The 13,003-nt window shown below is 71.7% G+C and carries 11 protein-coding genes and 1 pseudogene; 10 read left to right on the top strand and 2 right to left on the bottom strand.

Annotated elements, in window-relative coordinates; all coding sequences use genetic code 11:
* A partial coding sequence (locus IE239_RS28270; RefSeq protein ID WP_190152233.1) for a M4 family metallopeptidase occupies window positions 1-961 on the top strand: 961 nt, incomplete at its 5' end.
* A 162-nt stretch (window positions 962-1,123) separates the two neighbouring features.
* On the opposite strand, the gene IE239_RS28265 is transcribed toward IE239_RS28270, so the two are convergent.
* On the bottom strand, window positions 1,124-1,972 hold the full coding sequence (locus IE239_RS28265) for a S1 family peptidase (protein ID WP_190152232.1): 849 nt from the start codon (window positions 1,970-1,972) through the stop codon (window positions 1,124-1,126).
* 265 nt (window positions 1,973-2,237) lie between these two features.
* On the opposite strand from IE239_RS28265, the gene IE239_RS28260 reads away from it, so the two are divergent.
* On the top strand, window positions 2,238-2,762 hold the full coding sequence (locus IE239_RS28260; RefSeq protein ID WP_190152231.1) for a DUF6584 family protein: 525 nt from the start codon (window positions 2,238-2,240) through the stop codon (window positions 2,760-2,762).
* Window positions 2,763-2,914: 152 nt separating this feature from the next.
* Here the strand turns inward: IE239_RS28260 and IE239_RS28255 are convergent, their stop codons facing one another.
* Window positions 2,915-3,790 carry a LysR family transcriptional regulator gene (locus IE239_RS28255; RefSeq protein WP_190152230.1) on the bottom strand — a complete coding sequence of 292 codons (876 nt, stop codon included), beginning with the start codon at window positions 3,788-3,790 and terminating at the stop codon, window positions 2,915-2,917.
* 121 nt (window positions 3,791-3,911) lie between these two features.
* On the opposite strand from IE239_RS28255, the pseudogene IE239_RS28250 reads away from it, so the two are divergent.
* From IE239_RS28250 to IE239_RS28215, 8 genes and pseudogenes are all read left to right on the top strand, one after another.
* Window positions 3,912-4,909 (top strand): annotated as a pseudogene (locus IE239_RS28250) (NADP-dependent oxidoreductase).
* Between the two features lie 285 nt (window positions 4,910-5,194).
* A complete protein-coding gene (locus tag IE239_RS28245; RefSeq protein ID WP_190152229.1) occupies window positions 5,195-5,644 on the top strand; it encodes a hypothetical protein in 450 nt (149 codons plus the stop codon).
* A 176-nt stretch (window positions 5,645-5,820) separates the two neighbouring features.
* Window positions 5,821-6,261, top strand: coding sequence for a hypothetical protein (locus IE239_RS28240; protein WP_190152228.1), 441 nt, complete (start codon window positions 5,821-5,823; stop codon window positions 6,259-6,261).
* A 515-nt stretch (window positions 6,262-6,776) separates the two neighbouring features.
* Window positions 6,777-7,619, top strand: coding sequence for a Tat pathway signal sequence domain protein (locus IE239_RS28235; RefSeq protein ID WP_229878357.1), 843 nt, complete (start codon window positions 6,777-6,779; stop codon window positions 7,617-7,619).
* A gap of 44 nt (window positions 7,620-7,663) precedes the next feature.
* Window positions 7,664-8,956, top strand: coding sequence for a copper amine oxidase (locus IE239_RS28230; protein ID WP_190152227.1), 1,293 nt, complete (start codon window positions 7,664-7,666; stop codon window positions 8,954-8,956).
* A 45-nt stretch (window positions 8,957-9,001) separates the two neighbouring features.
* The gene (locus IE239_RS28225) at window positions 9,002-11,200 is read left to right on the top strand and encodes a molybdopterin cofactor-binding domain-containing protein (protein WP_190152226.1); all 2,199 of its coding nucleotides are present in this window, start codon (window positions 9,002-9,004) and stop codon (window positions 11,198-11,200) included.
* Between the two features lie 10 nt (window positions 11,201-11,210).
* Window positions 11,211-11,690, top strand: a complete 480-nt coding sequence (locus IE239_RS28220; RefSeq protein ID WP_190152225.1) for a (2Fe-2S)-binding protein — start codon at window positions 11,211-11,213, stop codon at window positions 11,688-11,690.
* Between the two features lie 12 nt (window positions 11,691-11,702).
* Window positions 11,703-12,824, top strand: coding sequence for an XdhC family protein (locus IE239_RS28215; RefSeq protein ID WP_190152224.1), 1,122 nt, complete (start codon window positions 11,703-11,705; stop codon window positions 12,822-12,824).
* Window positions 12,825-13,003: the final 179 nt, after the last annotated feature.

The raw sequence follows: 13,003 nt of genomic DNA, 5'->3' as shown, positions 1-13,003 counted from the left end.
GTACGGCGGCACGGTTCCGCTGGAGACGACCCTCTCCGGATCGGCGTACCAGCTCAAGGACCCCACGCGCGGCAACACCTACACCGGCGACGCGGCCGGCACGACCGACGTGACCCCGTTCACGGACGACGACAACCACTGGGGCACCGGCATGCCGGACGACCGCACGGCAGTCGCCGTCGACGCCCAGTACGGCAGCGACATGACCTGGGACTACTACAAGAACGTGCACGGCCGCAACGGCATCGGCAACGACGGCAAGGGCTCCTACAACCGCGTCCACTACGGCAACAAGCTGTCCAACGCCTTCTGGAACGACAGTTGCTACTGCATGACCTACGGCGACGGCGACGGTACCTACTTCGGGCCGATGGCCGGACTCGACGTGGCCGCCCACGAGATGTCCCACGGCGTGACCTCGAGAACCGCCGGACTGGTCTACTCGGGCGAGTCCGGCGGTCTGAACGAGGCGACGTCCGACATCCTCGGAACGCTGGTCGAGTTCTACGCGGCCAACGCGCAGGACGTCGGCGACTACCTGATCGGTGAGAAGGTCGTCCGCTCCGGCTTCGGCAAGGACGCCCTGCGCTATATGGACAAGCCCAGCAAGGACGGCAAGTCCGCCGACTACTGGAGCAGTTCGGTCGCCAACCTCAGCGTCCACTACTCCTCCGGCGTCGCCAACCACTTCGCGTACCTGCTGGCGGAGGGCAGCGGCACGAAGACGGTCAACGGGGTCACCTACAACTCCCCGACGTCCAACGGCTCGACGGTCACCGGCATCGGCCGCGACAAGCTCGGCGCGATCTGGTACCGCGCCCTGACGGTCTACATGACGTCCTCGACGAACTACGCCGGAGCGAGGGCTGCCACCCTGAGCGCGGCCAAGGACCTCTACGGCGCGGGCAGCACGGAGTACAACACGGTGGCGGCGGCCTGGAGCGCGGTCAACGTGAACTGAGCGTCACCCTGTGCCCGACGCGTCACGCGGCCGCTCCGCTCCCGAGTCCGGGAGCGGGGCGGCCTTCGACTGCTGGACCCCTTCGAGGGGCTCGGCCGGGCGGGTCGTCCGACGTGTCCCGCGGTAGCGCCCGCGGCGGGACGGGGCCGATCCTGCGGAGAGCTACGGCTTGGGCAGGGTGCACCCGGGGGCGGTCAGGTCGAGCCGGTTGCCGGTCGTGAAGCAGGCGGGTATCCGGTAGGTCTGCTGGCCGTAGTTGATGCCCCTGCGAACGGTGACGTTGCCCCGCTGGTCCACCTCGCAGGGATTGTCGCGTGTGCAGGACCCGCCGTTCTCGTTGCCGGTGTTGTGCACGGCGACGACCTCACCGGTGGACCGGTCGATCACCGGCGAGCCGGAGGTGCCGCTGCCGGTCTGGCAGGCGGCGGTGTAGCGGACCGAGTCCTTCCAGGTCCACTCGCCCTCCTTGAGGCGGTACACGAACCCGTCGACGTTGCAGTCGAAGAGCTTCTTCCAGGCGCCGGACGCCACGGTGACGGCGGTGCCGGCGGTCGGGTGCGTGTCCCGCACGGTCAGCGCCGACACCCCGTACGAGCTCCTGATCGCCGCGTAGGTGGTGGCGAGCTCGTAGATCGCCACGTCCGTGTCGGTCATCGTCGCGTATACGAGCTTGGGGGCGTTCAGCGTGGCGACCTGGGCGCCCGAGGCGTCGAGCAGGCCGACCGGCCGGTTGACCGGCCGGTCGGTGAGGACCTCGCCCGGGTTCATGAGACGGCTGCAGTGGCCGTTGGAGAGCACCAGCGCCGGGTCGCTGTCCACGGAGCCTGGGAAGCGGACCACCGAGCCGGAGCAGTTGCTGAGCGCTACGGTTCCGGCGAGGCTGACGGCCCCGACTTCCGGCTCGGCTGCCTTGACCGGGGGCTTGGCGTCGACGGGCGCCGCGACCGCGGGCGCCGCGCCCGCCCCTGCGACGGCCAGAGCGAAGATCGCGGCGACGAGAGGCTTTCTCACGTGGGGGGTCTCCTCTTATGACAAGGCGGCCGGAAACCTTCCGGCCGCCCACAGCATTGTCATGCGCATTGTTGACGTCGGGGTGTAAGAGATCAAGGGACGTCTTTCAGCCGCGAGAGCAGCGCGGACATCACGACATCGGCGGCCTTCGGACCCGGCTCGCGGGGAGCGCCCGCCTGCCGGCTCTCCAGGCGCCCCCAGGCGGACGGCGTCCGAGTCCAAAACCAGGTCGACGTGGATCAGTGCGGTACTCGATCATGTGTTCATGCCCCTGAGAGAGACCCTTGTCCGAGTCGACGCAGACCTGGCCGCCGGCCGGATTCCCGTCGCGCGCCAGCGTTTGCGTGGTCTCGTCTCGTCCTTCCCGTACGACCTGACGCTCCGTCGGCGTCTTGCCGAGGTGTACCGGCTGTACGGCGATGCCGCCGAGGCCGGACGCTGGATGTACCTCGAAGAGGACCGCAACCCCGACGAGACCGCCGCCTTCGAGGCGCGGTACGGGTCTCCCGGGTGGCGGATGAGGGCCCTCGCCTGGCAGGGACCAGAGGCGATGGCTGCCACCTCGTTCGCGGAGAGGCAACTGGTCGCGGTGCGGGCCGCCTGCGCCGAGGAGCTGGGGCACCCCGTCGACTGGGACGACCCCGCCTCCTACCGGGACGGCCCGGAGGAGGACGAGGCGCCCTCCGGGCCATGGACGGTCGGCGGTGCGCTGGCGGGCGTCGGCTGCCTGGTCGGAGTTCTTGCGTTCCTCGCGATCTGGGTGGCGGGACTCGTCGCCCTCTTGGACTGACCCGGGTCACCGGGGGCGGCGGGGAGCGCCGCTCGAAGTCCGGTGCTACGTCGAGAACCGCATCCCAGCCACTGGGGGATCGTTCCGTATGCCCGGGACAGCCCAGTGGGCAGTGGGCAGTGGGCAGCGGGCAGCGGGTCGGCTGGTCCTGGTCAGGCCGCCGCGGCGGTCAGGACGGTCTGGGCCGCCAGCCGCAGACTCCTGATCATCGGATTGGGGTCGTCCCTGCGGGCGGCCAGCACGACCTGGCTGGGGGGAGCGCCCTCGATCGGGACGGTGCGGAGGTCGGGCCGCAGTGAGCTACGCCGATCGCCGACCGGCAGCACGGCGATCGCCCTGCCACTCGCGACGAGTTCGAGTTTGTCCTCGTAGCTCTCGGTCGGCGGCACGCCGGCCCCGAGGATCCGGAGGGAAGTCCAGTCCGCGGTCTCGAACGCGCACGGCGCCGCCTCCTCGTCCGCCAGTTCTTCCGCGGTCACCGACGCGCGGTCGGCCAGGGGATGGCCGCGCGGGACCACGAGCATCCGGGGCTCCTGGTACAGCGGGGTGGTGAACACGTCGTCGGCGGCGAGCGGCAGCGGGGCCCGCGCGATCAGGGCGTCGACGCGCCTGTCGGACAACGCGCCGACGTCGCGGCAGCTCAGGTGGCGGGTGGCGATCTCGGCGTCCGGGTGACGGCGGCGCAGTTCCCGTACGGCGGCGGTGATCACCAGGTCTTCCACGTAGCCGATGGAGATCCGTCCGGTCTGTGCTTGTTCACGCACGGCCAGCTCGGCCTGGCGGGCGGCCTGCAGCAGGGCTTGGGCCCGGGGGAGGAACCTCTGGCCGGCCGGAGTGAGCCTGGCGCCCTGGGGCACGCGGTCCAGCAGTCGTTCGCCGAGATACCTCTCGAGCCGTTGGATCTGGCGGCTCAGCGCCGGCTGGGCCACGTGCAGGTCGGCGGCGGCCCGGCCGAAGTGCTGGTGCGCGGCCACCACGGTGAAGTAGCGCACCAGTCGCAGTTCCAGGTCCTGTCCGAGATCGTTCACCTTTCCAGCGTACGGGTCATGCCGTTTCGGAATGACGGGTTGCCGAACCGGTCTTGGACGGCCGTGCCGTCCCGGGCCTTGACTGAAGGAGCAACGTCTCCCCAGGAAAGCGACGGGCACGATGAAGGCGATCCAGTTCCACGAAGCGGGCGGGCGGAAGTTCTGCGGTACGACGAGGTGCCGGTTCCCGGGATCGGCCCGGGCGAGGTGCTCGTCCGGGTGCACGCGGTGGGCGTCAACCCGCCGGACCGGTACCTGCGTGAGGGGATGAAGGTCATGCCGGCGGAGATGAGGCCGGCGCTGGAGTTCCCCCTGATCCCCGGAACGGACATGTCGGGCGTGGTCCAGGCGGTCGCTCCGGACGTGCCGGGGTTCGCCGTCGGTGACGAGGTCTTCGGCATGCTGCGGTTTCCCGGCTTCGACGGCCGGACGTACGCCGAGTACGTGGCCGCGCCGGCCTCGGACCTGGCTCACAAGCCGGCCGGGATCGACCACGTGCAGGCGGCCGGGGCGCCGATGGCCGTGCTCACGGCCTGGCAGTACCTGATCGATCTCGGCCACGACGTGCCGTCCCCCTTCACCGGCCGGGTGCACCAGCCGGTGCCGATCACGTCCGGGACGACCGTGCTGGTCAACGGGGCCGCCGGTGGAGTGGGCCACTTCGCGGTCCAGCTGGCGAAATGGAAGGGGGCACACGTCATCGCGGTGGCCTCGGGCCGGCACGAACAGTTCCTGCGCAAGCTCGGCGCCGATGAGTTCATCGACTACACCAGGACGCGGGCGACGGACGTGGCCGGCGGTGTCGACCTGGTGATCGACACCGTCGGCGGTCCGGACAGCTCACGCTTCCTGACCGTGCTCAAGCGCGGTGGCACCATGCTTCCGGTGTTCTTCGCCCAGTTCGACCCGGAGGAGACGGCGCGTCTGGGCATCACGGTCTCGAACATCCAGGTGCGTTCCAACGGCCCCCAGCTCGCCGAGATCGGGGGCCTGTTCGACGCGGGCAGGCTCCAGGTCGGGGTGGACAGCACCTACCCGCTGCTCGAGGCGGGCAGCGCACACAGGCGAGCCGCGCTGGGCCACCTGCAGGGCAAGATCGTGCTGACGGTGCTCTCGTGATCGCCGAAGTCCAGCAGATCGGGGCCCTGGCCCCCGCACTCCTCGGCCCGAGGGTTCGGACCGGGCCCCGCGCCGCCGCGCGGGACCCGGGAGCGCCACGCCTCCCGTATCCCTCGGTGCGGCGGGCACTCGAACGGGAACGTGTCCCGAACCCTTACCTGCTCTTCGCCGGTAAGAGGGATGCCGGATGCACCCGGGAGGCCGACGTCGCCGGGAGGCGGGCGGACGCACGTCCGCTCGAAAGACGGCGGTGCGAGAGACGCTCCACGGGACACTCATGTCTTCATGAACGATCACAACGACGGCCCCGACCCTTCTCACCGCCGGCCGGACGGCGTGTCCGACACCACCGTGGAAGCCCTCGGGGCTCTGTCCAAGGCCCTGGAGACGACCGAACGCGCCCGCGGCCACCTGTACGCGTTCCATCAGCTGACCGGCGGCGCCGACCTAGAACTGGACCGCGCGGTCGCGCTGCTGGGCGAGGCCGGTCACGCGGACTGGGCCGGGCGCGTCCAGGAGGAGATCCTGGGCCGCAACGTCATCCCCGGGCACTGGACCTTCCAGATCGTCGAGGCCTACAACGACACCTACTACGAGCCGTTCAAAGCCCTCGAGAAGAAGGCCCGCCAGGAACTCGCCGGCGGCAGAGACCACCTTTACGAGGCGGAGCTGAAGGAGGCACGCCGGACCAGCGGACACCCGCACCACACTGCCGGGCCCGGCGCCTGCGAGTAGCGCGAACGAGGGGCCTCTCCGGCGCGTCCGACACATGGCTGCCGCCCTCGCCATGGACGACGCCGGCGTGGGGCAGCCGGTCGAGCGCGCCCCTGCGACCTGCGGCGCACCACGGCCCACCTGCCCGCCGAGGCCCTGGTGCGCGCGGCGGCGGCCGGGCAGGCTAGCTTGCTCGGATGAGTCTCCTTGATGATGTGGCCGAGCGTGACGGCTGGCGGTGCTGGGTGTGCGACGAACCGGTCGACCCCGACAAGTCGGTGAACGACCCGAGGGGGCCCAGTGTCGACAGCCGGACCGCCGACCGGAAGGCGAAGGTCGCCGAGCGGCTCGCGCACCGTGACTGCAACAGCCGCAAGGGCGCGGTGAAGGTCGTCATCGCCTGGCCGGACCACCTGTACGTGGTCGAACCCGCGCCGCTGATCACCGTTGCCGGGAGGCTGGAGCGCAAGGGGGGCCGCGAGATCGTGGGCCGCTGTCCGACCGCGCGGGACGCTCACGAGGCGGCGGAGTGGCTGGTGGACCGGTTCTCCCGACTGGTCCCGGGCCTTCCGGTGACCGCCGGTGTCGAGGCGGGCGGCGGCCAGTTCCTCGTCGTCCTGTCCACCGGCCGCCGCTGACCGGGGTTCGCCGGGGCGGGTGTGCGTGCGGAGGTTCCCGCAGGACGATCCGGTCCTGTCTGAGGGCCGCCGTCCTCCCCGCCCGCCCCGGTCCGGCCCGGGTTCCGGTCCACGGTGCACCTTCGTCCTGACGACGTGCCCGCGCAACGGCTGGGGTAAGGCGTGACTCGGTCGGCAAGAAGGTCCCCGACAAGAAGGTCCCCGACAAGAAGGTCCCCGACAAGCAGGTCCCCCACAAGAAGCTTCCCGACAGCGAGCCGAAGCCGCGGACGGGGTGCTTGCTGACGAGCCGCACGCGGCGGCGTGCCCGCCCGGATCCAGACCGGTACACCTCCAGGAGCCGGAAGAACTCCTCGACGGGTGTCGAGCCGTCCGGGGTCGTGCGCTCACCGGCCCAGGGCCGTCGACGGTCGACGAAGGTCGTCTCCCGCAACGACTTTCGGTGATCGGCACGGTGCCGCGCCGGTTCCTACCGTGTGCGAGGACAGCATCAAGACCGGTGGAGGGCGACCTGTATGACGGAGCGACGGAACGGGCGCGCATCGACGGCCGGCTCGGTGGCCCGACGCGGTACGAGACGCGTGCTGTGGGGAGCCGCCGTGGCGGCCGTCGGCACCGCGGCGATGACCGCCGTCACTCTGCCGTCCGACGCGACGGGCGCCGACCGTCCCGGGCGTACGGACGGCGCGTACCGGTCAACGCAGTCCGGCACACCCGCGCCCGGAGACAGGGCCGGGGCGGCCACCGCCGAACGCCCGGCTCCGGCAGGCGAGCAGCGGACCGGACGCGGGCCGTTGACCGAGACCGAGGTCGACCGGGCCAAGGCCCTGGCGCTGGGCCCCGGCCGGATGCCCGGCGCACGCGATGTCAGCGGCCGGAAGGGACCCGAGTACCTCGACACCGAACTGGCCGAGTCCGCCGTGCCCAGTGGTGACGAGGCCAGACGAGTCGACGTGCTCTTCTACGACTACGGTTCCGACCAACTGGTCAAGAAGACCGTCGACCTCACCTCCGGCACGGTGGAGAGCACCCGTACCGCCGGCGGGGTGCAACCGCCCCCCTCGGCCGACGAGACGATCCGCGCGGCCGAACTGCTGATCAGGAGCGGTCTCGGCGCGGGGCTGCGTAAGGACTTCAAGGCCGCCGCACGGGGCAGGGAACTCACCGGCGCCGCCCAGCTCACTCTTCAGGGAATCTCCTACAACACGGCCGAGCAGAGCGGTCCGGCCTCGTTGGCCGCCTGCGGCAGGCACCGCTGTGTGCGGCTCTTCACCCGGGTGAAGGGCGGTCCGTGGATCGACACGACCGATCTCGTGATCGATCTCAGCGACGGCAGCGTCCGCCGCATCCACGCCTGACGCACGTCCCCCGCATCTTCCCGCATCCGACGGAGAACTCACTCATGCGCACCCTCAGCGTGCGCCTGGCCGCCACCGCGGCCTCGGCGCTGCTCCTGCCTGCTTTCGTCCCCGGCGCCGGCGCGGTCGCCGCACCCCGCACCGCACCTCAGGCGGCCCCCGCGCCGTCCTGCGGGAACGGCGCCGCTGCCGTCGACCACCGGCTTCCCAACGGCACCACCTGGTCGATGTGCTGGCGCGTCAGCGACATCAAGGGCCTGGTGCTGGAGAACATCGCGTACCGGCCGAAGACGGAGGCGAACGCGCACAAGGTGCTCTCGTCGGCCGCTCTGGCACAGGTCAACGTGCCCTACGACTCCGGCACGACCGAGTACAACGACGTGTCCGACATCGGATTCGGCAACACCGCGATCGACATCGGGCCCGAGGAGTGTCCCGGCGGCACCATCAGCTCCGTCTACGTCCCGGGCAGCCGGCGTGTCGTCAAGGCGCTCTGTGTCATGACGAGGCCGCGCGGTTACGCGTACCGCAGCGACACGGGGGGCGAAGACGGCGAGAAGCAGGAGAAGTTCACGAAGCAGGGTGACGATCTGGTCGTCTTCTCCGTCTCCCAGCTCGGCTGGTACGAGTACGTCACGCAGTGGAACTTCTCCGACGACGGCACCATCACCGCCAAGATGGGCGCCACCGGGGACCTGTCACCCGGCGACTACAGCGGCGCGGGCACCGGATGGCCGATCGGCAAGGGCGACCGCGACCGTTCGACCAATCACTACCACTCCGTGCTGTGGCGGCTGAACTTCGGCCTCGACGGCTCCTCCAAGGCCGCCGTCGAGCAGTTCGACACCAAGGTCACCGGCCGCGGGTCGGGCTCCGCCGTTCTCACCACCACCAGGAAGTCCGTCACGAGGGAACTCGCCGCCAAGTCGGCCCCGCGGCGCTGGTGGCGCGTGGTCAGCACGACGGGGAAGAACGCCGACGGGCACCGGCGTTCCTGGCAGCTCGTCCAGGAAGCCTCCGACCCCTACGAGGCCCATGCCTACACCTCCAAGGACGTCTACTTCACCCAGTACCGCGGCTGCGAGCAGCTGGCCAGCGGAAACGTCGACCCCGCCTGTGCCTCCCGGGGCAAGTCGGTGGACAAGTGGGCCGACGGCGAGCGCCTCACCCAGCCCGTCATGTGGGTCAACGTGGGCTTCCACCACATACCCCGCGACGAGGACCAGACTCCGATGCCGATCCACTGGCAGGGCTTCCAGCTCGTGCCCCGCGATGTCACCGCGATGAGCCCGCTCACCCCGGAGGAGTTGTCCGGGCACAACGGTCGCGGGCACTGACCGACAGCAGGCTTCCCCACCGGCCGCGATCACGAGGAGCGCCTCATGGACCCCATCCGTCCTCTGCCCCGCCCTGCCGACGGCGAAGCGTCCGGGCCCAGCCGCACGGCTCCTGATCCGCCGCGTCGAAGGGCCGTCGTCAAGGCGGTGACGGCGGCCACGCTCACCCTGTGCGTCCCGACCGGCGTCGGCACGGCGTCACGGGCCGCCGCGGCGGTCGCCACCGGGCCGGCCGGAACCCAGGGGCCGTCCCGGGCGATCGTCACCGGCACCGACGCGGAGAAGCTGGTCCTGGAAGTGACCGCCGCCAACAAGGTGGTGGTGCGGCTGCCGAGGGTCGAGGTCGGCCAGGGCATCACCACCGCGGTCGCGATGATGATCGCCGAGGAACTGGACGCCCGCCTCGCCGACGTCGTCGTCCCGCTCGCCGACGCGCGGCCCGAACTGCCCGGTCAGTACACGGGCGGTTCCAGTTCGGTCCGCTCGTTGTACGACCCGGCCCGGTACCTGGCCGCCACCGCCAGGGCCCGGCTGGTGAACGCCGCGGCCCGGCGGTGGCACCTGCCCGCGCGGACGCTGCGCACGCGTGACACCACGGTGGTGGCACCGGACGGACGCACGGCCACCTTCGGATCCCTGACCGAGGCCGCCGCCCGGATCCGCACCCCGAGGCGTGCCACACCGAAGCCGGCGCGACTGCACCGGATCATCGGCCACCCGGCGACCCGCATCGACGCCCAGGACCTCGTCACGGGCAGGGCGAAGTACACCGGCGACCTCTCGGTGGCCGGGGCGAAGCCGACACTCGTCGCCCGGCCCCCGACGCTGCTCGGCAGTCCCGTATCGGTCGACGACTCGGCCGCCCGCGCCATGCCGGGCGTCCTGGCGGTCGTCAGGACCTCCCACGGTGTGGCCGTGGTCGCGGAGACGTTCCACCACGCCTTCCAGGCCCGTGACGCGCTGCGGATCACCTGGGCCCCGGGCCCCCTGGGCGCGCTGTCCGACAAGCACATCCGTGCCCGGCTGCGGGACGCGGTGCCGTCGCTCGGTGCTCCGCCGCGCGGATCGGTCCAGGTGACGGGCGAGTTCGAGTTCGCTTTCGTCAGCCATGCGCCGATGGAGGTGCTGACGGCGGTGGCGGACGTGCGCGCCGGCCGCGCCGAGATCTGGTTCTCCTCCCAGACCCCGGTCTTCGCGCAGGAGGAGATCGCGTCGGCTGTCGGGCTGCCCGCGGCGGCGGTCCGTGTGCACGTCGTCCGGGGTGGCGGCTCGTTCGGGCGCCGGCTGACCTGTGAGGCGGCCGTCGAGGCGGCCCGGATATCGAAAGCGGCCCGCCTGCCGGTGAAGCTGATGTGGAGCCGCAGCGACGACATCCGGCACGGCCGGATGCGGCCGGCCAGCCACCACAGGATCCGGGCCAGTCTCGCCGGAGGGAAGGTGGTGGCGTTCGCCCACCGGGTCGCCGAGGTCGGCGAGTCCTCCGAAGGCGCTCGGGCGACGACGCGGAGTCTTTCGGCGATCGCCGCGGGGCCCGCGGGCGCGGCGGCGACTGCGGCGGGTGACGAGGGTCTGTACGCCTTCGGCGCGCTGTCCGTGCGGTCGGGCGGGGTCGGGCTGCCGATCCCTGTCGGCGCATGGCGTGCGGTGTCCTCCGGAACGATGCGGACCGCCGAGGAGATCGTCGTCGACGAGATCGCCAGGCGACTGGGCGAGGACCCGGTCGCGTTCCGGTGCGCCACCCTCACCAGCAGGGCCGCGGTCCGGGTGCTGGGCAAGGTCGCCGCCGCCGGCCACTGGGGCCGGCCCTTGCCGGCCGGTGTCGCGCAGGGAGTCGCCGTCCACGAGGAATACGGATCCTGCGTCGCCTGTCTGGCCGAGATCGACGCCAGTGACCCGCGCCACCCCCGGGTACGGAGGGTGGTCATGGCCGCCGACGTCGGCACGGTCGTCAACCCGCGTGGTCTGCAGGCCCAGTTGATGGGCACCGCGATCGACGGGATCTCCACCGTCCTGAGCGCCGGCCTGCACATCGACCGGGGGGCGGTGCGCGAAGAGAGCTTCACCGACTTCCGCTACGCCCGCCAGCGGCACAGTCCGACGCACTTCGAGGCCCATGTCATGCCCTCCCACCGCAGCCCTGGCGGGGCCGGCGAACTGGGCGTGCCGGCGGCGGCCGGAGCCGTCGCCAACGCCTACGCCCGCGCCACCGGCACGCGCCCCCGCCGCTTTCCCGTCGACTTCTGAGAGAGGGCCGATGCCTCGCTACTCGTTCGTTCTCAACAAGCAACCGGTGACCGTCGAGGCGCCGGCCGACATGCCGCTGCTGTGGGTGCTGCGCGACGTGCTCGGCGTCACCGGCCCCAAGTACGGCTGTGGCATCGGGGTCTGCCGCGCCTGCACCAGCCATATGGACGGCTCTGAGATCCAGCCCTGTGTGGTGCCCGTCGCGGACTGCGCCGGACGCCGGGTCACCACCATCGAGGGACTGGCCGACGGCGACCGGCTGCACCCGGTGCAGAAGGCGTGGCTGGAGTGCGACGTCGCGCAGTGCGGCTTCTGCCAGCCCGGACAGATCATGGCCGCCGTGGCACTGCTCGACAGGACACCTCAGCCGACCGACGACGACATCGACCGGATCGAGAACGTCTGCCGCTGCGGCACCTACCCACGGATCCGGGAGGCGATCAGAAAGGCGTCCGCGGACGTCGCCTCCGCACCCGTCGCCCGGGAGTAGGAGGGCGGACCGATGAGAGAACTGGCTCCGCGGCTGGTGGAATGGGCCGCGGCCGGCGACACCTGTGCCGTGGCCAGCGTGATCGCGGTGACGGGCAGCGCCCCACGGCGACCGGGGGCCGCACTCGCCGTGGGACCTGACGGCGCGGTGGTGGGCAGCGTATCCGGAGGCTGTGTGGAAGGAGCGGTGTACGAACTCGCCCAGCGGGTGCTGGCCTGCGGGACACCGGAACTGGCGCATTTCGGCTACTCCGACGAGGAAGCCTTCGCCGTGGGGCTGACCTGCGGTGGCGAGCTGGAGGTGTTCGTCCAGGCCGTGCCCGCGTCGACGGGGCTCGCGCAGACTCTCGGCGTCGCGTGCCGGGCGGTGGCGGACGGTCGCCCGGCTGCCCTGGCCCGGGTCGTGTCGGGCCCCGAGCGGCTTCGGGGCCGGGCCGTCGCCCTGGCCGGCGGTGAAGCGTGTGGCACCACCGGGGATCTGTCGCTGGACGCCGCTGTCCTCGCGGACATCCGCGCGAGGCTGGACACGGGCCGCACCGATGTCTGCACCCACACGGCGCGCGACCCGTCCGGCGACCACCGTGTCAGGGTGCTGATCGAGTGCTGGCCGCCGTCCGCCCGGCTGCTGGTCTTCGGCTCGACCGACTACGCCGCGAAGGTAGCCGCGATCGGCTCGTTCCTCGGCTACCGGGTCACCGTCTGCGACGCACGCGCGGTCTTCACCACCGCCGGACGGTTCCCCACCGTGGACGAGCTGGTCGTCGACTGGCCCCACCGGTACCTGGCGGTGACGGAGACCGACCGGCGCACGGCCGTGGTCGTGGCCACGCACGACCCGAAGTTCGACATTCCGCTGCTTGCCGAGGCGCTGCGCAGACCGTTGGCGTACGTGGGGGCGCTCGGCTCCCGCCGCGTCCACGCGGACCGGGTACGCCGGCTGCGGGAGTCGGGGCTGACCGACGGGCAACTGGCAGGGCTGCGTTCCCCCATCGGCCTGGACATCGGGGCGCTCACCCCCGAGGAGACGGCGGTCGCGATCGCGGCCGAGCTCGTCGCCGCCCGGGGCGGCGGCAGCGGTCGGCCGCTGTCAGCGGTGGAAACCCCGATCCACCCGTCGGTCCTGAGCCGCCCGTGAGCGTGCGAGGTCCGTGACGCGGCCGGCCCGGCACGGCCCCCGCACGCTCACGGCCTCGTGGAGGGAGGGGAGACCGCGCGACCGGGCGGTGGAGGGGGTCACGGCCGCGCGGGGCAGGCGCGGGCCGGCCACCGGGCCGGCACCCGGCGGGCGGGCGCGCGATGCGCACGGCGCATGCT

Source organism: Streptomyces humidus (genome assembly GCF_014649655.1).
Lineage (GTDB): Bacteria > Actinomycetota > Actinomycetes > Streptomycetales > Streptomycetaceae > Streptomyces > Streptomyces humidus.
The sequence above is the reverse complement of the archived record's forward strand: the minus strand, read 5'-3'. Positions and strand labels throughout refer to the sequence as shown.

Bases quoted from the DNA above. Each gene is read 5' to 3' on its own strand.
- IE239_RS28260 (WP_190152231.1), top strand. From the start codon at position 2,238: ATGCCCCTGAGAGAGACCCTTGTCCGAGTCGACGCAGACCTGGCCGCC.
- IE239_RS28245 (WP_190152229.1), top strand. From the start codon at position 5,195: ATGAACGATCACAACGACGGCCCCGACCCTTCTCACCGCCGGCCGGAC.
- IE239_RS28240 (WP_190152228.1), top strand. From the start codon at position 5,821: ATGAGTCTCCTTGATGATGTGGCCGAGCGTGACGGCTGGCGGTGCTGG.
- IE239_RS28235 (WP_229878357.1), top strand. From the start codon at position 6,777: ATGACGGAGCGACGGAACGGGCGCGCATCGACGGCCGGCTCGGTGGCC.
- IE239_RS28230 (WP_190152227.1), top strand. From the start codon at position 7,664: ATGCGCACCCTCAGCGTGCGCCTGGCCGCCACCGCGGCCTCGGCGCTG.
- IE239_RS28225 (WP_190152226.1), top strand. From the start codon at position 9,002: ATGGACCCCATCCGTCCTCTGCCCCGCCCTGCCGACGGCGAAGCGTCC.
- IE239_RS28220 (WP_190152225.1), top strand. From the start codon at position 11,211: ATGCCTCGCTACTCGTTCGTTCTCAACAAGCAACCGGTGACCGTCGAG.
- IE239_RS28215 (WP_190152224.1), top strand. From the start codon at position 11,703: ATGAGAGAACTGGCTCCGCGGCTGGTGGAATGGGCCGCGGCCGGCGAC.